General features: G+C 36.5%; 16 protein-coding genes. 12 read left to right on the top strand and 4 right to left on the bottom strand.

Annotation, left to right across the window (positions count from 1 at the left end):
* Positions 1–8 precede the first annotated feature (8 nt).
* The 8 genes from ACXAGJ_RS10510 to ACXAGJ_RS10475 all read left to right on the top strand — a co-directional run bounded on the left by ACXAGJ_RS10510 (position 9) and on the right by ACXAGJ_RS10475 (position 9,220).
* On the top strand, positions 9–1,055 hold the full coding sequence (locus ACXAGJ_RS10510) for a helix-turn-helix domain-containing protein (protein WP_474839586.1): 1,047 nt from the start codon (positions 9–11) through the stop codon (positions 1,053–1,055).
* Between the two features lie 118 nt (positions 1,056–1,173).
* Positions 1,174–2,817 (top strand): serine hydrolase domain-containing protein, encoded by a 1,644-nt coding sequence (locus ACXAGJ_RS10505; protein WP_474839584.1) that lies wholly within the window; start codon positions 1,174–1,176, stop codon positions 2,815–2,817.
* 82 nt (positions 2,818–2,899) lie between these two features.
* Positions 2,900–3,457: a hypothetical protein gene (locus ACXAGJ_RS10500; protein ID WP_474839582.1), complete on the top strand. Its 558-nt coding sequence runs from the start codon at positions 2,900–2,902 to the stop codon at positions 3,455–3,457.
* 191 nt (positions 3,458–3,648) lie between these two features.
* On the top strand, positions 3,649–5,694 hold the full coding sequence (locus ACXAGJ_RS10495; protein WP_474839580.1) for a penicillin acylase family protein: 2,046 nt from the start codon (positions 3,649–3,651) through the stop codon (positions 5,692–5,694).
* 239 nt (positions 5,695–5,933) lie between these two features.
* The gene (locus tag ACXAGJ_RS10490; protein WP_474839578.1) at positions 5,934–6,452 is read left to right on the top strand and encodes a hypothetical protein; all 519 of its coding nucleotides are present in this window, start codon (positions 5,934–5,936) and stop codon (positions 6,450–6,452) included.
* Between the two features lie 24 nt (positions 6,453–6,476).
* Positions 6,477–7,430 carry an acyl-CoA thioester hydrolase/BAAT C-terminal domain-containing protein gene (locus tag ACXAGJ_RS10485; RefSeq protein ID WP_474839576.1) on the top strand — a complete coding sequence of 318 codons (954 nt, stop codon included), beginning with the start codon at positions 6,477–6,479 and terminating at the stop codon, positions 7,428–7,430.
* Positions 7,431–7,445: 15 nt separating this feature from the next.
* Positions 7,446–7,871: a hypothetical protein gene (locus tag ACXAGJ_RS10480; protein ID WP_474839574.1), complete on the top strand. Its 426-nt coding sequence runs from the start codon at positions 7,446–7,448 to the stop codon at positions 7,869–7,871.
* Positions 7,872–7,996: 125 nt separating this feature from the next.
* The gene (locus tag ACXAGJ_RS10475) at positions 7,997–9,220 is read left to right on the top strand and encodes a DUF418 domain-containing protein (protein WP_474839572.1); all 1,224 of its coding nucleotides are present in this window, start codon (positions 7,997–7,999) and stop codon (positions 9,218–9,220) included.
* Between the two features lie 38 nt (positions 9,221–9,258).
* Here the strand turns inward: ACXAGJ_RS10475 and ACXAGJ_RS10470 are convergent, their stop codons facing one another.
* The gene (locus ACXAGJ_RS10470) at positions 9,259–10,104 is read right to left on the bottom strand and encodes an AraC family transcriptional regulator (RefSeq protein WP_474839570.1); all 846 of its coding nucleotides are present in this window, start codon (positions 10,102–10,104) and stop codon (positions 9,259–9,261) included.
* Positions 10,105–10,232: 128 nt separating this feature from the next.
* On the opposite strand from ACXAGJ_RS10470, the gene ACXAGJ_RS10465 reads away from it, so the two are divergent.
* Genes ACXAGJ_RS10465 through ACXAGJ_RS10450 form a run of 4 tightly spaced genes read left to right on the top strand, consistent with a single transcriptional unit; the run spans position 10,233 to position 15,063 of the window.
* A complete protein-coding gene (locus ACXAGJ_RS10465) occupies positions 10,233–11,156 on the top strand; it encodes a dihydrodipicolinate synthase family protein (protein WP_474839568.1) in 924 nt (307 codons plus the stop codon).
* 39 nt (positions 11,157–11,195) lie between these two features.
* Positions 11,196–12,779 (top strand): aldehyde dehydrogenase (NADP(+)), encoded by a 1,584-nt coding sequence (locus ACXAGJ_RS10460; protein WP_474839566.1) that lies wholly within the window; start codon positions 11,196–11,198, stop codon positions 12,777–12,779.
* A 1-nt stretch (position 12,780) separates the two neighbouring features.
* Complete coding sequence (locus ACXAGJ_RS10455; protein WP_474839564.1) at positions 12,781–13,791, top strand: 4-hydroxyproline epimerase; 1,011 nt, start codon at positions 12,781–12,783, stop codon at positions 13,789–13,791.
* 27 nt (positions 13,792–13,818) lie between these two features.
* A complete protein-coding gene (locus ACXAGJ_RS10450) occupies positions 13,819–15,063 on the top strand; it encodes an NAD(P)/FAD-dependent oxidoreductase (RefSeq protein WP_474839562.1) in 1,245 nt (414 codons plus the stop codon).
* 12 nt (positions 15,064–15,075) lie between these two features.
* Here the strand turns inward: ACXAGJ_RS10450 and ACXAGJ_RS10445 are convergent, their stop codons facing one another.
* The 3 genes from ACXAGJ_RS10445 to ACXAGJ_RS10435 all read right to left on the bottom strand — a co-directional run bounded on the left by ACXAGJ_RS10445 (position 15,076) and on the right by ACXAGJ_RS10435 (position 18,695).
* A complete protein-coding gene (locus ACXAGJ_RS10445; RefSeq protein WP_474839784.1) occupies positions 15,076–16,176 on the bottom strand; it encodes a DUF4407 domain-containing protein in 1,101 nt (366 codons plus the stop codon).
* A gap of 120 nt (positions 16,177–16,296) precedes the next feature.
* A complete protein-coding gene (locus tag ACXAGJ_RS10440) occupies positions 16,297–18,327 on the bottom strand; it encodes a M56 family metallopeptidase (protein ID WP_474839560.1) in 2,031 nt (676 codons plus the stop codon).
* Positions 18,324–18,695: a BlaI/MecI/CopY family transcriptional regulator gene (locus ACXAGJ_RS10435; protein WP_073318010.1), complete on the bottom strand. Its 372-nt coding sequence runs from the start codon at positions 18,693–18,695 to the stop codon at positions 18,324–18,326. The genes ACXAGJ_RS10440 and ACXAGJ_RS10435 overlap by 4 nt, the downstream gene beginning before the upstream one ends.
* Positions 18,696–18,733 lie beyond the last annotated feature (38 nt).

Here is an 18,733-nt window from a genome sequence, read left to right as displayed (position 1 = left end):
AATTTTTTATGAATCCCGAAAATATTATTGGAGATCTTGGTAAGATTACCGTTTTTCTATTGGTTTTGTTAGCGTTGTATCTGTTTTCTGCACCAACAAAACGTAAGCTCCCCAATCATTTATTTGCTAGCTTCCTATTAGTCACTGCATTCGACATGACGGGATGGTTTATCGAGCCATCACAAAGTACTATACTAAGAGGCCTTAAAATTTCTAGCGTCCTGCTTCAGATGCCATTGTTCTATCTGTATGTGAAATCTGCTTGTTATTACAATTTCAAACTAAGCACGAAACACCTCTTACACGGTATTCTTTTTTTGGCGGTTTTTATCCTATTCATCTTGATGGATCTATCCGATCAAAGTCTTACCGCTTTTGAAATACTGTCAAAAATCCAATATTACTATTATATCATTGCTATTTTTTATTCTCTTACTATATTCAAAAGGGTATATCAGAATAATTACTCAAGCAATCATAAGATCACGCATCAATGGTTGTTGCGTACTACCATTCTGTTCCTAATTGGGAACACTTTTGTTACCGTTCGTGAATTAATGAATAGTAACCATCCAGTTTTGATATACCTTAACCTATTTATTAGCTTATTTGCACTATTTGTGATTTGCTGGTTTGTATTAAACGGATTGCGGAAACCTAATTTGTTTGTTGGTGTTGATCATAACTTAACGCCTGTCCATTCGCATAAGCCCGAAACCGAAAAACCAGAAGATCTAAAAAAACTAATTGAGTATATCGAAACTGAAAAACCATATTTAGATGATAAACTCACCCTACAAAAATTGGCAGAACCATTAGACGTTCCAGAAAAACGGCTATCTACTTTAATCAATAAAAAGACCGGTATGCACTTTTTCGATTTTATTAATAGCTATCGAATAAAAGATGCGCAAACCTTGCTTAAGGAACAACCTGATTTAACCGTGTTGGAAGTGTTGTATGATGTAGGTTTTAACTCAAAATCTTCTTTTTATACCGCATTCAAAAAAGCTACCGGGATCACTCCTACTGCCTATAGAAAATCAACTCTTTGAAGAAGTTCGACTTAAAGTCGGACTATTTTTTTATCAAAAAATGAGTTCGACATTCGGAACTCGGACCTTTTAACTATGATGATTACTCAATTTTGTTTCAAACTAAATTTTGAGACAAATGAAACATCTATTATCACTTACGTTTTTAGCTATTCTTTGCAGTATCACATTTACCTGTACTGCACAATCCAAGGCAATAAAAGCAGATAGCCTATTTTATATTCATGAACAAGAAAACGGACCTGGACTTTCTATTATCGTATCCAAAAATGATGAAACCCTTTACAAAAACCATGTAGGTTATGCCAATATAGAACACCAGATTCCTATAACCGAAGACACACGCTTTTTGGTAGGTTCGATATCCAAACAGTTTACAGTCTTTTCGATGCTCTTACTGGAACAAGAAAACAAATTATCTATTGATGACCCCATCACAGAATACCTCCCCGAACTCAAAGCGTTACCTCATAAAATCACAATTAGAATGTTGGCCAATCATACCAATGGTTTTCGCAATAATACAGACCTAAACGGACTAAGAGGTCGATCTGATCAAGATTTGATTGGGCAAAAAGAAATGGTTGCCCTTTTATTAAGACAACGTGGATTAAACTTCGAACCGGGAGAGCGTTTTCAATATAACAATGCAGGGTATGTTTTGCTGGCAGAAATTGTTACCAGAGTTTCCGGAATGCCATTTCAAGAATTTGTCCGTGAACGTATTTTTAAACCCTTGAACATGACTAGCAGCCAGTTTATAAATGGGCCAACATCTGTGATCACCAAAAAGGCAAATTCGTATTATAAAAATGAAGGTCAATATCACTATTATCCCATGAACAGATCAATTGTAGGATCCACTGGATTATATACTACCACACAAGATCTGATCAAGTGGACACAAAGTTTTACCAATTCTAAATTTGGAAATCCTGCTATCATTTCAAAAATGATCCAGCCTTCTACACTAAATTCGGGTAAAAAAATCCCGTACGGTTTAGGTTTGGAAACCAAAAATTACAGAGGAATTAAGGTCATTTTTCACGGAGGTGGAGATGCTGCCTTTAGAGCATATCTATTACACATTCCTGAACATAATTTTACCGTTGCCGTTGCCGGAAACTACGAATCTTTTAATCCTCTTACCATCGCCTACGGAATGATAGATGTTTTTTTAGAACAATCCCTTACGCCAAAAACGACACCATCAAACCCTAAGCCCACTAAGACTCAGTTGGAAGCATATACTGGAACCTACCAAGTTTTTCCTGGTTTTTATATCCATATCAAATCAAAGAGAGATTCACTGTTTCTTCAACCGCATAATACTACAAATGAAGTCTTTCTTCCAGTAATTTCTGAAAACTCATTTCAGTTTACTCCTAGACAGCACAGCAAACTGGTCTTTGATAAAGATGAATTGTTATGGCATTTTTCAGACTTTTCATATCCGGCCAAAAAGGTAACACTTACACCTATTGACAATTCTCAAATCCAAATCGAAGAATATCTAGGTACTTTCTATAACGACGAATTACAAACCACCTATACTTTTGTAAAAAAAGGAGAAAAGATAATTGCAAAACATGCTTTCAATTCGGATGTAGAACTGGTTCCAATCGATAAGGATTCTTTCATCACAGATAGTTCTATTTTGGGGAGGGTTGATTTTGAGCGAAATGAACAAAACATTATCATTTCCTGTAAAATAAGCGGACAAACAGCTTACAATATTCCATTTATAAAATATCGCGAATAAGGCTCTCTATAAAAATACAATGAGTATCTTAACCTACTGTTTCTTGCATCTACAATACATCTTAAATCTACCAAAAAAGCAAATGGTAATACCAAAATTCTTATATCATTATTATGAAATTGATAATGGCCCCTTTCGTAATATTACCGAATTGGGCTATCAAAAGGCCGCTCAAATTCAAAACCAAATCACCGAAGGATGGAATAGTAAAAGACCCGATAACTATCTGGATTTAAGGTTCTCCTTGGAAAAAAGAATCAAAAAGCAATTCGAGCAAAAAGGTGGATTACCCAATAGAAATGATCCTTTTTATTTTACCTTGGGACCATGTGATTGGGCAAAATCCTGGTACATCAATCCTGGAGTTATAAAAATACCATTGACTGATCTAAATCCAGAGCATCTTAGCTTTACGTATCCCGATAGTATGGTATCATTTCAGTTTCATGACGAACCCAAACTTGCTACGTACAGAAAAGACTGTAATGGTCAGATTTTTTTGCTAAACGAACTCAATGACTTGATTGCAACTTATGGACTCCCCTCTGAAGAAAAAAGTGAAGCAGAAGAGCGATACAAGTATGACAAGTATATCGAAGTTCAATTATGGGATGATAAGATACTTAAAAAGTATAAATGATACGAGCTAGGAACTAATCTATTCTAAAATATTGGAGATGAATAAATACCTCACCCCTATAAAAACTAAAAATCAAGAGGAATGAATTTTAATAAAAGATATTTAATACATTTGAGTATTAAATGACCAACATTTTAAGCTCTTTTTACACAAAAAATCATAAAACCATCACATTTCATTTTTATAAGGCTATGAAAAAATTGTTTATACTACTCACCTTGCCCTTTTTAATTTCTAACACTTCTACTTCCGACTACGAAAACGAAATTCTCTGGGATACTTGGGGTATTCCACATATGTATGCAGATAATGATGCTAATCTTTATAAAATGATGGGTTGGGCACAAATGCATAATCATGCTGATCTTATGCTAAAACTTTATGGCGAGGCACGAGCTAAATCTTCAGAATACTGGGGTGTTGATTCGAAAAGAGATGTATTACTCCATCAACTAGGACTACTGGAAGCCTCAGAAAAAACATTCGAAAGCATGGAAGAAGAGGACAAAAAAATCATAGCATCATTTGTTGAAGGTATTAATGCTTATGCTGAAAAAAATCCAAATTCAATAGATGAAAAATACAAAGCTGTATTACCAGTGCAATCGGTAGATATCATCTACCATGCCACCCGGGTGATGTATATGGAATTTTTGATCAATAGAAACTTAAGAACAGTACAGCAATGGTCTCCTGGTTCTAATGCCTGGGCAGTCAATGGAAAAAAAACAGCATCTGGAAATTCAATGCTTTTGGCTAATCCTCATCTTCCTTGGAATGACTTTTGGTTATTTTTTGAAGCTCATCTCATTACAGCCAACAATAACCTTTATGGAGCTACTCTAGTTGGCCTACCAACTCTTGGTATTGCTTTTAATGAAAATTTAGGGTGGACCCATACGGTGAACACTTTGGATAATGTAGATTTTTATGAATTAAGTATCAAAAATGACACATATCTGATCGACGGTCAATACAAGAAGTTTGAGATAGATAGTATGCCTATTTTAGTAAAAACTGATGCTTCGTTAAAAAAAGAAATGGTCATTAAAAAACAATCTGATTTCGGAATGATCATTAGGGAATCTGAAGATAAAGCCATTGCCATTCGTTGGCCTAATATGGATGGTAAGTTGAATGCCATAGGACAATGGAGAGCTATGGGACAGGCATCAAATCTAGAGGAGTTTAAAGCAGCACTAGATAAAAATGCACTTCCTCTTTTTAATGTCATCTACAGCGATAAGAATGATAATATTCTATATCACTTTGGAGGTCATGTGCCAGAAAAGAATGGGGATTGGGAAAAATGGCAAGGTATTTTACCTACTTCTTCCAGCAAAGATATTTGGAAAGGGTATTATCCTGCTTCAAAACTACCAAGTTATACAAATCCTGATAGCGGTTGGATCCAAAACGCAAACGACCCTCCTTTTACCAGTACATTTCCTGCAAAAATAACTCCAGATCAGTACGCATCTCATATCGCTCCCAATAGTATGTACTTCAGGCCTCAGCGATCAGCTAAACTAATCATGGATGCTAACAATCTGACCTTGGATCAGTTTATTACTCTTAAGCACGATACAAAATCCGAACTCGCCTTAAGAATCCAAGACGAACTCAAATCTCTAAAACAACAAACCAAAGATAGTCTTACTTTGGCTGCCCTTGATGTATTGACCAATTGGGATGCTTCTTTTGATGCTTCTAGCACAGGAGCTGTTTTATTTATGAATCTTATCAGAAACATTGGGACAGGAGGATACTTTGAAAAGCCATGGTCTTATCAAGATCCCATAAATTCTCCTGATGGCCTTGCAGATAATGACAAAATATTGGCAGCGATACAAAAGACGGCTAAACAACAAATGGATAAGATAGGTTCGCTAACTCCAAGTTTTGGAGACATTTTTAGGTTAAAGGTTGGATCATATGAATATCCGGGAAATGGTGGACCCGGCCAAATCGGTTTATTCAGAACTATGCACTATGTCCCGGGAAAAAATGGTAAATTTTATCCTTATCACGGGGATAGTTACGTCTGTGCAACAGAGTTTGGCGAACAAGTTAAAGCCAAAGCCTTAATGTCTTATGGTAATGCCACTCAAAAAGGAAATGCCCATGTGGGCGATCAATTACAATTATTTTCAGAAAAGAAACTTAGAGATGTTTGGTATACTCGGGTGGAACAAGAAAAACACCTGGAACGTATTGAAAAACTTAGTGAAATGTAGTATCCTACTTATTCTAAATAATTCTTTTCGGAAAGCCCACAGACGCAATATCATTTATAACACATAACAACTAACGGTTAGTTTACAACTCATATACAAACAGTTACACAATATTTCTGGTTAACTGTTATTTTTGATATTTTAGTAGTATTAAACGAAGTAAACACTTTCAGCTTTTAGAATTTGATGTTGATTTTCAAATTCTAAATTTTGAAATGATACCCCTAACCCCTTTTTTCATGAAATGTCTAATACCAACCAGAATGTTTATATTGTTGTTTATGTTCTTATCATTAAACTCATTTGCCTGTGATTGCGATTGCCAGGGTGACTGCAGTTTTAAAGGTATTATTGATCAGGCAGAGTTTATAGCCTTGGTAAAGGTAATTGAGTATTCTGATTATTTGTATTATAAAGACGATCGGGGCTATGATAAAAAAATGCCTTTCTCTACTACGGTAGAAATCGTTAAAATATACCAGGGAAATGAGTCCAGAAAAAGAATCAAAATATGGGGAGATGATGGCATGCTATGCAGACCCTATGCTTCTACCTTTCAATTGGACAGTTATTACATTATAGCTCCGCGCAAAATCAAACAAGATTCTGAATTCGGAAAAAAGGATGATTTCCACCTCTTTTCTTGTTGGACGGATTATTTGGCAGTGGATTTGGATAAAAATAAGGTGTTTGGAACCTATTCAAAGCAGATAAAGAATATATCACTTACAGATTTTGAAGGTGATTTTAAAAACTAATAAAACTTCGTATTTACTTGTGGGATGAGACATCTAATCAAGGTATTTATCATCACATTACTGCTAAGTTGCCAAAAAGCAGCATTAAACGTAGACGTTAAAGCGGTAGAAGAAAATGGTATTGTTGGAGAATATCTTTTTCAAAAGGAAAACATCCAAAACCCCATCATTGTTGTTTTGCCAGGATCTGGTAAAGGGCTATTACATGCCAGAGAATTAGAAGGATTGGTACAAGAAGGATACGATGTTTTTTCTGTTGCCTATCAAGGCCATAAACTACTCCCAAAAAGAATAAACAGAATACCTATCGAATATGTAAAAAAGTGTATCAATTGGGCACAAACAAAAAATGAAGGTACTAGGAAAATTATTCTATTGGGTATCTCTAGAGGCGCTGAATTGGCTTTATTATATGCGAGCAAATTTGATGATATTGATGGTTTAATAGGGTATTCTCCATCTAACATTATACTTCCCGATCATGTTGGAGTAGACGATACAATGCCATTACTATCTTCGTGGACCTATCAGGGTAGGGACATACCCTTTGCTAACATCAAAAGATTTGATGACGAAGCAGGTAAAATTATGTATAAAAAATACATCGATCCCATATTGAATAATAGAGTTAACTCGTCAGAAGGATTTATTGATGTTTCAAAAATTAAATGCCCTACATTATTGTTGTCTGGAAAAGCAGATTTGGTATGGCCATCGTATGAAATGTCTGAAATGATGGTAGAAGAAACCAAAGGGTCTAATACCATAAAATCAATTGGATACGAAAATGCGGGACATCAATTTTTATGGTTTTCTGAAGGAGAACCTACTCGAGTAGCTACCAGTCAGTCTTTACGATTGACAGGCATCAAAAAACATCGGTTTTTGTACGGAGGAACAGAAGAAGGAACAAAAAAAGCAATGATCGAGTCCAGAAAAGAGGTATTGAAATTCATTTATTTCATCGACAATAACTAAAAATACTATATGCAAATGACTCTAGAATATTGGAATAGTCTTGCCAATCAAATGATCTTAATTAGTTCTTTATTAAGTGGTTTTTCTATAACCATTGTTGCCAATCTGATCATATCCGAAAAAGCTGATAAATTGACAAATCGCTTATTAAAAACAGCCACAATTTCTGCTGGTTGCTTTCTAGTTGCTCTATTTGCTATGACCAAAATTTCGATGACGACAACTCCTGGTGGATATCTACAAGATGTAACCGAAGATGATTTTTTACCCGCCAGAATCATAGGGATGTTCACCTTTATGATTGGGCTTTTTGCCTTGTCTTTTTTAATTGCGCTTTCTGGGTGGACAAAATCAAAAAAAATGGGAATTTTCACAACAGTGGTGGGAGTCATTAGTTTACTGCTGATATTGATTACGCTTACCGATTTGGGTTTTAACTAATGTGCCCTAAAAATACGTATTTCCACTTACGGAAAAACAGGTTTAATCTGATCTTGCAAGCCTTAAGAAACCACTAACTATTTATATATTGCACCGCATTTATCAGTACCATAAAATTTCAAACGTTGGATCAACAACCTACCAAAAACACCAAGCGAATTGAAGTATTAGATATTTTCCGTGGATTTGCAATTCTGGGAATTTTTGTTGTCAATATTGTCATCATGAATTCTACCTTTTTAAATCAGGATGAATTTGCAAAACAATGGACTTCTCAACTCGACTTAATTTCTCAAAAAATACTACAGCTATTTTTCTACACCAAATTCTTCCCTATTTTCTCATTACTCTTTGGTTTAGGGATTTCTATGCAGGCGATCAAAATGATGGAAAGGAATCAACTATCATTTTCATTTTTTGCTAGAAGAATGTTCATTTTATTCATTTTTGGGAGCATCCATATTCTATTTCTATGGTCTGGAGATGTATTGCATCTGTATGCTATCCTAGGACTTATGACCACTTTACTGCTGAGAAAATCTAATCAATTCATTCTTATACTTTCTGGTTTTTTTCTGTTTTCCCCCTTCTATGATCAGTGTTTTGGATATATATTCGAGCTACTTCATTTTCAACCAGAAATCTTTTTAAAAGGATATACAGGAGAAACCGTGCATCAAATTATCCGGTACGGAACATATCTAGAGGGCATACATTTACGGTTATTAGAATATCCATCTAATATCCCGATGTTGCTTGGTTTTCTGAGTCCGATCGCATTATCCATGTTTCTCTTAGGATTGTATTTGGGTAAAAATAAAGTCTACCAATCTATGGACACTTTTATCCTGAGTATAAAAAAACCTATGATTCTAGTTGCTTTACTGACCAATCTCTATAGAATCCTATTCTTATTTGTTCTTACCGATTTGGAAATCTATAGAATAGAATTTGTAAGAACTCTTTTCATCAAAGGAATGGTCGTCTCCGATGTGGTTATAGGGTTGTTTTACCTTTGGGTAATAGGCTGGATATGGTATAATACCAAATGGAAAACGCTACTTGCTCCTCTCAAATATGCAGGAAGAATGGCCTTAACGAATTACATGGCTCAAAGCTTGATTGGGGTTTTGCTATTTTCTTCGATTGGATTAGGATGGTATGAAACATTGAGTCCATCTCAAACCTTACTCATAGCTCTGGTAGTCTTTGTATGCCAGGTAATACTAAGCAAAGTTTGGCTAACTTACTTTAAATTTGGTCCTCTGGAATGGATATGGAGATGTTTGACTTATAAAAAAGTATTTCCTATCAAAAGAGATACAAGAATAGAAATCAAATCCACATAGAAAAGTTTTCTATTAAAGCCCAGTTTAATCAGTGAATATCACCAAAGCTTTTTTCTAAACTCAGTAGGAGTGTTCTTCTTTATCTTCTTAAATTTCCGGTTGAAATGAGATAAATTTTTAAACCCACTTTTGTATGAAGCTTCTGCAATCGATATGTCCGGTTCTTTTGACAAAAGCAGACATGAATTTTCAATTCTAATTTCGGTCAAAAATTCAAAAAACGTTTTATTGGTTCTTTTTTTAAAGTACCTGCAAAAGGCATTTTTTGTCATGTTTGCCTTCTTAGCAACTTCTTCCAGGGTAATATCTCTATAAAATTCATTCATTACCAATTGAAAAACCTGAGCCATTCTCTTCCCTTCATTATCACTGTATTTTTTCTTCAATAAAGAGGAAGATATGGTCTCTTTACGGGTTTGAGAGAGTATTTTTAGCATTTGTAAAAAAATGAGCAATCTTTCCAGTTTATTAGGCTCATTCTTTACATCCAAAAACATCTTTTTTAAGTTTTCCTTTTCTGAAAGTACTCTTATTCCAAATGGAAACAAATCAAAAAAACTTCTCACCTCATCAAATTCAGATAGATCAAAAAAATCATCCCCAAAGGATGTTCTAGTAAAGAACAAAGAAATCATATGAGAATGCGATGCGATCCTACTGCTTTTTAGCACATGAGGTACATTACTTCCAAAAATAAATATATCGTTGGGTTGATAACTTGAAACCGTATCACCTACAATCAAACTCCCTTCTCCAGAAATGACCCATGAGATTTGAATTTCTTCATGTTGGTGAAAGGCATCATAAAATGTAGCTCCTCGATCCTCCTGCACAATAAGGGCATCAGTAGTAGTTTTGGGTATTTTAAAAGAAAGTGCTTTCATCTTACTTCATCAATATTACTCAATAAAATCAAAACAAACACAAATTAAGATAATATAGTATCAATATCAGATAACTTATGCGTATTGCATGCTAAGTAGAGATTCTACTTTTGGTCAAAACATTTATCATGGCAATTCAATGGAAAGGGGTAATGCCCGCAGTGACTACAAAATTCACACCACAGGACACCTTAGACCTCAAAATGTTTGAGGTGAATATTAAAGCTCAGTTAGAAGCAGGAGTTCATGGAATTATTCTCGGAGGTACTCTTGGTGAGGCAAGTACATTAAGTGACCCTGAAAAAAGAACTTTGGTGCAAACAACGGTAGATATCGTAAATGGACAGGTTCCTGTCATTATTAATATCGCAGAACAAACTACCAAAGGAGGGATACAGGCAGTTAGAAACGCAAAAGAAGACGGTGCTAGTGGCTTGATGATGCTTCCTCCAATGCGATATAAAGCTAGTGATAAAGAAACGATCGTTTATTTTAAAGAAATAACCAAAAATACTGATCTACCCATAATGATCTACAACAACCCTGTGGATTATGCAATCGAAGTAACTCTAGATATGTTTGAGGATTTACTGACCTTGGACAATATACAGGCCGTAAAGGAATCTACCCGAGATATTTCTAATGTAACCAGAATTAAAAATCGATTCGGAGATCGCTTAAAAATTTTATGTGGTGTTGATACCCTGGCCCTGGAGAGTCTGATCATGGGCGCCGATGGATGGGTAGCAGGTCTGGTCGATGCATTTCCTAAAGAAACCGTAGCTATCTATGAGCTTCAAAAAGCAGGAAGAATTGAGGAAGCTATCGCCATCTACAGATGGTTTTTACCATTGCTAGAGTTAGACATAAACCCTAAATTAGTACAAAACATTAAACTGGCTGAAGTTGCTACAGGAATAGGGACCGAAAATGTGAGACCTCCCAGATTACCATTATCTGGAGAGGAGCGAAAACAGGTGCTCGAAATTATTGAAACGGGAATAAAAAACAGACCAAAATTACCAAATATAGTGGCCCTTCAAAATGCATAAGATCAAATAAAATCACACGTATCAATACACAATAAAAACATGATAACCGGTAAAAATTATATAGGCAATCATCTTTCTTCCCAAGGAGATAAAACCTACACAACCTTTAATCCAAAGGTTAATATCGAAAATGAACAGTTGTACTACGAGGCTTCCGAAACAGAAATTGACCAAGCAGTTGATCTGGCTTCTGAGGCATTTGCTGCGTATAAAAAGGTTTCTGGAAAAGATAAAGCTCAATTTTTGAATACGATCGCCGAAGAAATTCTTGCTCTGGGTGATCTATTAATTCAAACCTATATTTCCGAAAGTGGACTCCCAGAAAAAAGAGCTATTGGAGAACGAACAAGAACCATAGGTCAATTAAGAGCTTTTGCAAATTTGGTAGCAGACGGAACATGGGTCGAAGCTACTATAGATACAGCAGATTCTAATCGAATACCCATCCCAAAACCAGATCTTAGAAAAATGTTGACTCCATTAGGTCCGGTGGTGGTTTTTGGTGCCAGTAACTTTCCTCTGGCTTATTCAACCGCTGGTGGTGATACAGCTTCTGCTTTAGCTTCTGGATGTCCCGTGATTGTAAAATCGCACCCAATGCACGCTGGTACGGGAGAACTCATTGCATCTGCTATCATAGCTGCTGCAGAAAAAACGAAAATGCCCAACGGAGTGTTTTCAAATCTCAACAGTTCGGGTATCGAAGTAGGTGTGCAATTGGTCAAACATCCAAAAATAAAGGGAGTTGGTTTTACCGGAAGTATCAAAGGAGGGCGAGCATTATTTGATCTTGCAGCTCAACGGCCAGAACCCATACCCGTATTTGCAGAAATGGGAAGTATCAATCCCGTTGTGATCTTGCCGGAAGCTCTGCAAAAAAGAGGAGCATCTTTGGCAACTACTTATGCCAAATCTATCACTTTGGGTACCGGGCAATTCTGTACAAATCCAGGTTTGATTTTGGGGGTAAAAAGTGAAGCACTGGATCAATTTATTGATAAATTATCTAATGAAATCTTAACGATCACTCCTTCTTGTATGTTGCATCCCAATATTGTAAACAACTACAAGAACAACTCAGCAAATATGCTTCAAGAATCAGGTATTTCTAAAACAGCCGATTATCAAGGTGATTTGGAACCAAACTTTGCAGGCCAAATGATTACCACAGTAGATGGAGATTCCTTTTTAAACAACACCAATCTGCACCAAGAGGTTTTTGGACCGTTCTCTATGGTAGTACAATGTAAAGATCTGGAGGAATTAACCATTATTATCGATCATCTCGAGGGGCAACTTACCGGGACTATTTTGGCAGAGCAAGAAGAGATAGCAGATCACCATACTATTATAGAGGCGCTGCAAAACAGGGTAGGTCGACTTATTTTTAATGGAGTACCCACAGGAGTAGAAGTATGTCCATCGATGCTTCATGGAGGACCGTATCCTGCATCCACGGATAGTAGATTTACCGCTGTGGGAATCCATGCTATTAAGCGTTGGGTACGCCCTATGAGTTATCAAAACTGGCCTGATCATTTATTACCAGATGAGTTACAAAATCAGAACCCTCTTGGTATTTCCAGATTGGTGAATGGAGATTTCACACGAAACCCACTGTAATATGAGTATCTCAGTATATCGATGCATAGACGCACATACCTGTGGCAATCCTGTACGAGTAGTGACTACCGGTCATCCTCCTCTGGTAGGAAATTCTATGAGCGAAAAACGGCAACACTTCTTAAAAGAGTATGACTGGATTCGGAAGGGATTAATGTTTGAACCCAGAGGTCATGATATGATGAGTGGTAGTTTTTTATTCGAACCTCATGATCCAGAGAATGATTTTGCAATTTTATTTATTGAAACTTCAGGTTGTTTGCCCATGTGTGGTCATGGAACTATTGGTACCATCACCATAGCTATCGAAGAAGGATTAATTCATCCCAAAACACCGGGAAAAATCCGAATGGAAGCCCCTGCTGGGTTGGTTGAAATCGAATATCAACAAACCGGGAAAAAAGTCGATTGGGTAAAACTCACTAATGTCCCATCGTATCTAGCTGCTGAAGGATTAGAGATAGATTGTCCCGAATTGGGAACACTTGTTTTTGATGTCGCCTATGGCGGGAATTTTTACGCCATTATCGATCCGCAATCCAATTTTGAAGGAATGCACGCTTTCGAAGCATCCAAACTAATTCAATACTCACAAGTATTACGCAAAAGCATCAACCAAAAATATCCAAATACCTTTATCCATCCAAAGGACGAAACAATTAGAGACGTAAGCCATATGTTATGGACAGGAGATCCTATTGATCCAAAATCATCTGGAAGAAATGCAGTTTTTTATGGAGACAAAGCTATCGATCGATCTCCTTGTGGTACTGGCACTTCTGCTAGAATGGCTCAGTTACATGCAAAAGGGTTATTAAAAAAAGGAGAGAGTTTTATACATGAAAGCATCATTGGTAGTACATTTATAGGACGTATAGAACAAGAAACCATGTTAGGTGATCAAAAAGCCATTATCCCAAGCATACAAGGTTGGGCCAAAATATATGGATACAACACGATTACTATCGATGATGATGATGATCCTTATGCCCATGGATTTCAAGTAATTTAACAGATGTAGTTTTTAAAAAACAGAGCAATGAAAAATTGTATTGTTATTGGAGGAGGTATTATTGGTTTATGCACTGCATATTATCTTTATAAAGAAGGGCATCAAGTTACGGTTATCGATCAATCCTCGATGGATTTTGGAGCTTCTTATGTCAATGCAGGGTATTTATCCCCAAGTCATATCATTCCATTAGCCGCTCCAGGAGTCATGAAAAAGGGATTACAATGGATGTTCAATCCTTCAAGTCCTCTTTTTATAAAACCACGACTTAATTCTAATTTTCTGAAATGGACTTTAGCGTTTAATGCTTCATGCTCTAACAAAAATGTACAAAAAGGAATTCCTGCCATCAAAGAGATCGCAATTTTGGGTAGAGATTTGTATACAGACATCAAAAATGATGAAAACTTTTCCTTCCAGTTAGAAAAGAAAGGACTTCTGATGCTCTGTCAAACCGAAAAAATGCTGGAAGAAGAAATTCGGGTAGCAGAAATCGCTATAAAAGAAGGACTAGTCGCCAAAACATTATCAAAACAAGAACTACAAGAGTTACATCCTGATACCTCGGTACAGGCAATTGGTGCAACCTGGTATGAATGTGATGCACATACTACACCCAATACTTTTATGAAAGAAATGAAAGACTATCTGGAATCTTCTGGAGTTCGATTTCATAAAAATGAAAAGATTGAAAATCTGTCCTTCAACAATGGAAAAATAGTTTCTATAGGCAATAGCACTTATACTTATACCGCGGACGAATATATCTTAACCGCAGGCTCATGGTCCAACCAGTTAAGTAAATTACTTGGTATCCAGCTATTACTAGAAGCCGGAAAAGGATATCGAATCAATTCTGACAGAAACCTAGGCATCACCATTCCCGCAATTCTTGCAGAAGCAAAAGTAGCAATCACCCCAATGGATGGATTTACCCGATTTGCCGGAACTATGGAAATTGCCGGAATTAATCATCGGATTAATCAAGTACGAGTAGAAGCTATTGCTAAAGCTACGCAGCGCTATTTTCCTAATATCGAGTTAACCCCGGAAGAAAAAGGAAAAGCTGCTTGTGGATTACGACCAGTGACTCCAGATGGTCTGCCATACATAGGAAAATCATCAAAGTGTGATAACCTTACTATAGCAACAGGTCACGCCATGATGGGCTGGAGCATGGGTTCAGCCACCGGAAAATTAGTATCCGAAATAATTAGCGATAAAAAACCTTCTCTAGATCTGGACGTATATCATCCAGACAGAAAATTCTAGCTTCAGTTGTTTTTATAAAATTCCTGTTTGTTTTTTATAAAAAGCATCTTGCTGTTTTTTCATCATCTCTCTAGCCACTTTCTTTTTATAAGCATAAAGTTCTTCCTCTTCAGTAAGATCACCGTATACACGGTCATTGATATCAAAGTCTGTTTGTAATACCACAGCTCGCTGACCTTCTTTCTGTTCTACCCAGGTTCTTATTTCTCCCTCGGCATCTTGCAATTTAAAATCGTATTCTCCCTTTAGAGATATCAGTTTGGCAAAAATCGGAGAGGTTTCGATAGCCAGGAACAATAAAAATATAAAGAATGAGGGCAACCACGGTAATTCGTTAAGCGCGTTGATCCTTGCCATCAATCCATCAAAGTTATCGATAATAGGTTGTGAGTTATCTACCTGAGTTTCGTACTCGGTAGCTAGCTGCACTTTTTGACTTTCTAGCGTAGCTATTTTCTCGGCATTACTCTTTTTAAGTGCTACTAGTTCTTCTAGGGCAGCATCGTGCTTTTCTCTTTTTTCCTTATACACTGGACCTTTACCTACAATCTCAGTTCCTTTTCGGCCCTCAGCTTCGGCAATATAGGTTTCGTATAAGTCATTAACTTCAGTTTCCTTGGTTGTAATTTCTCCTTTTAGGGCTCCAATTTCCTGATCGATTCCATTAATCACCGGAGTAAATTGAGTTGCGATTTGTTCTTTGTTGGCAAGAGTATAGTCATTCTTCTGCTCTAATAACACGCGATCTATTTCTTTCTCGAAAATTTTCAATTCCAATGGTTTTGAAATGACAATGGCGATGATTATTGCCAAAATTATTCTAGGGGATGCTTGTAGCAGTTCATCCAGAAAGTTGTCCTTTTTTTTGATAGTGGATACTATAAATCTATCCAGATTGAAGATTAACAATCCCCAAATCAGCCCAAAAAAAGCTGCGGTAAAATAATTATCAAAAACAGTATACAGTGCATAACTCGCAGCAATAGAAGCCATTACTGCAGTAAAAAAAACAGTAGCTCCTATACCAGCATACTTGTTCTGTTCTCCATTAGCACAATTTTCTAAAATAGCAGTATCTGCTCCCGAGCATAAAATAAAAAATCTCTTTAACATCATCTAAGGGTTTTTTGATTGATACTAGGTATAACGCTGATTTATAAGTAAATGTTGCACAAAAAAACTCCCAAAAGGGAGTTAAAAATTATATGCGGCTATAAAAATAAATCAAGCGTTTTAGCGGTTATTATCTTTTCTGGCTTTGGATTTAGCTCTTTTCAACTCTTTTCTTGCCTTTTTACGAGCTTTTTCAGCCTCTTTACGAGCTTCTTCCAAATTTTTTCTAGCTTCGGCTCTTAATTGCTCTCGCTCTTTGGCTACCACTTCTCTATCTTTCCTTACTTGCTCCATAGCCATTGCTCTTGCTTTTTCTGCTTCTTCTCTTGCCATCAAAGCTTGTTTCATGGCTTGTTCTCTCGCCTTTTCTGCCTGGAACATGGCTTCTTTTCTAGACTCCATAGCTTGTTTCATGGCTCGCTCTCTTGCTCTTTCTGCATCTCGTTGTGCTTTCAAAGCATGTTCCTGAGCAATCATAACAGCTTTTCTTGCTTCTTCTTGAGCTTTCATCAAAATTTCTTGTTGCTGGGCTCTCTGCTCTCTAATTCTTTCTTTAGATCTTCTGCTTATTTCCAACACCGCAGCTCTAGCTTCTGCTGCTGCCTCTCTGCCTATTCTAGCTCTTTCTCGATCCCCCTCAATGCCGGCTGCGTACTGCTCTTCACTTACTCTACGTGCTACTTCTTGCGCTATTGCACTTACCCTTTCACGTGCTTCTCTAGCTTCTTCTTCATTAAAAGAAGCCGTGGCTTCTTTTATCTCTTCAGCTCTTCGCTCTTCTTCCTCTTCCGCTTCTTCAATTTCGGCCAACATCTCCTCTTCTTCACTACCTTCAAAAACCTGAGAATCTGAAGATGGAGTTGGAGCTGCTGAAGGTGTTGGTGGCTCTGGTGGTCCACTACGTTTTATCCTTTTAGCCTCTTTTGGAGGCGGTGGAATCGCACTTGCTTCTCCTTTGCGCACTATTGGTGCAGGAGGTAATGGTGGAGCTGGTGGGATTAAATCATGATCCGGATTGGATTGATATAACCTAGTTTTTTTATACTCTTTGTTTAATGCCACGATAAAATCATCATTAGCATTTTGTAATTTCACATCAAAATTAAACCCTTTCAACTCGTCATCTTTCCATTGTTTGGTGGTATTATCAATAACCGTAGCAAAATTGGAGATACTAGTAACCTTCCCGTTTACCGTGATTTGGTTTCCTGTTACTTTTATCTTTATTTGTTTATCAGAATCATTATCCTGAACGGTTTTGGAATAATTGACATTTCTTTGTTGGGCTACAATTTCATTAGTAAATAACAGCATACACCCAAACAAAAGGGGTAAAATCAGCAACAGCTTTGTCGCTGCTTTCGTTCTAGAAAATTGTTGTGACATCATAACGATTCGTTTTTTGGTTAATGAATAATTGATTGAACTCGCTAGTACAGTGTGATTAGGACTGCTATTATACCTAACGAGTAGGTCTATATATTTTATTAAAGAATCTCCTTGATGCAGTACACTTTGGTCTGCCAGGAATTCGTGATTTAATTTTATTGCTCTTTTGATCCAATACCACATTGGGTTAAACCAAAATATAACTTGCATGATCTCAACAAATAAGATATCGAGCGTGTGCTTTTGTGCTACATGAGTTTGTTCATGTAGTAAGACCTCTTTGGGGATTTTGTTTTCTTTAAATGCTCTTCCTGGTACAAAAATGTAACTCCAAAAAGAATGAGGAACTACTGTATTACCCAATAAAACATGGATAAACGAAGGTGTTTTTAGTTGTTCATTAGTGGTAATTTTTTTAACCATCCTCCTCAAATTCAATAGAAATCTGGCACCAAAAATAAGAGCACCGATCCCATACAATGTCCATAATACAATAGGCCAATAATTAATAGAAGGCGCTACTTGCTGTGGAACATCTTCCAGATAGATATACGATGCTGTAGGAGCGACAAGGGCTTCTTGATCGGCTACAACATCTACCGTATATGTAATTGTGATTAATGGGATCGTATATGCAAAAACCAAACTAAACAAAAGGTAAAAGCGTTTTAAAACGTGCATACTTTCTTTCTCCAGAAACCATCGATAGAAAGCCCATAACAGCACTAAGCAAAGCGTAGATTTAAGGATATATGCTATCATTTTTTCTGTTTTTGAAGTTGTTGGTCTACAATCTTTTTAAGCTCCTCTAATTCTGAAGTTGATAAGTTCGTCTCTTCAGTAAAAAAAGAGGCAAACTGAGAAGCAGAATTATTGAAAAAATTCTTAATCAATCCATTAACATGCTTCGAAAAGTAATCGGTCTTTTTTACCAAAGGATAGTATTCTCTTGATTTTCCGTAGAGCGTATAATCCACAAAACCTTTGTCTTTCATTCTTTTAAGCAATGTTGCTACAGTAGTTGTTGCCGGTTTAGGTTCGGGAAAAGCATCCAGCAAATCTTTCATAAATGCCTTTTCTAACTTCCATAAGTATTTCATCAGTTGTTCTTCGGCTTTGGATAATTGCATTGCTCTACTAAATTAGAATTAACTCTACAAATGTAGAA

The organism is Aquimarina sp. AWH4_224, assembly GCF_056160245.1.
The sequence above is the reverse complement of the archived record's forward strand: the minus strand, read 5'-3'. Positions and strand labels throughout refer to the sequence as shown.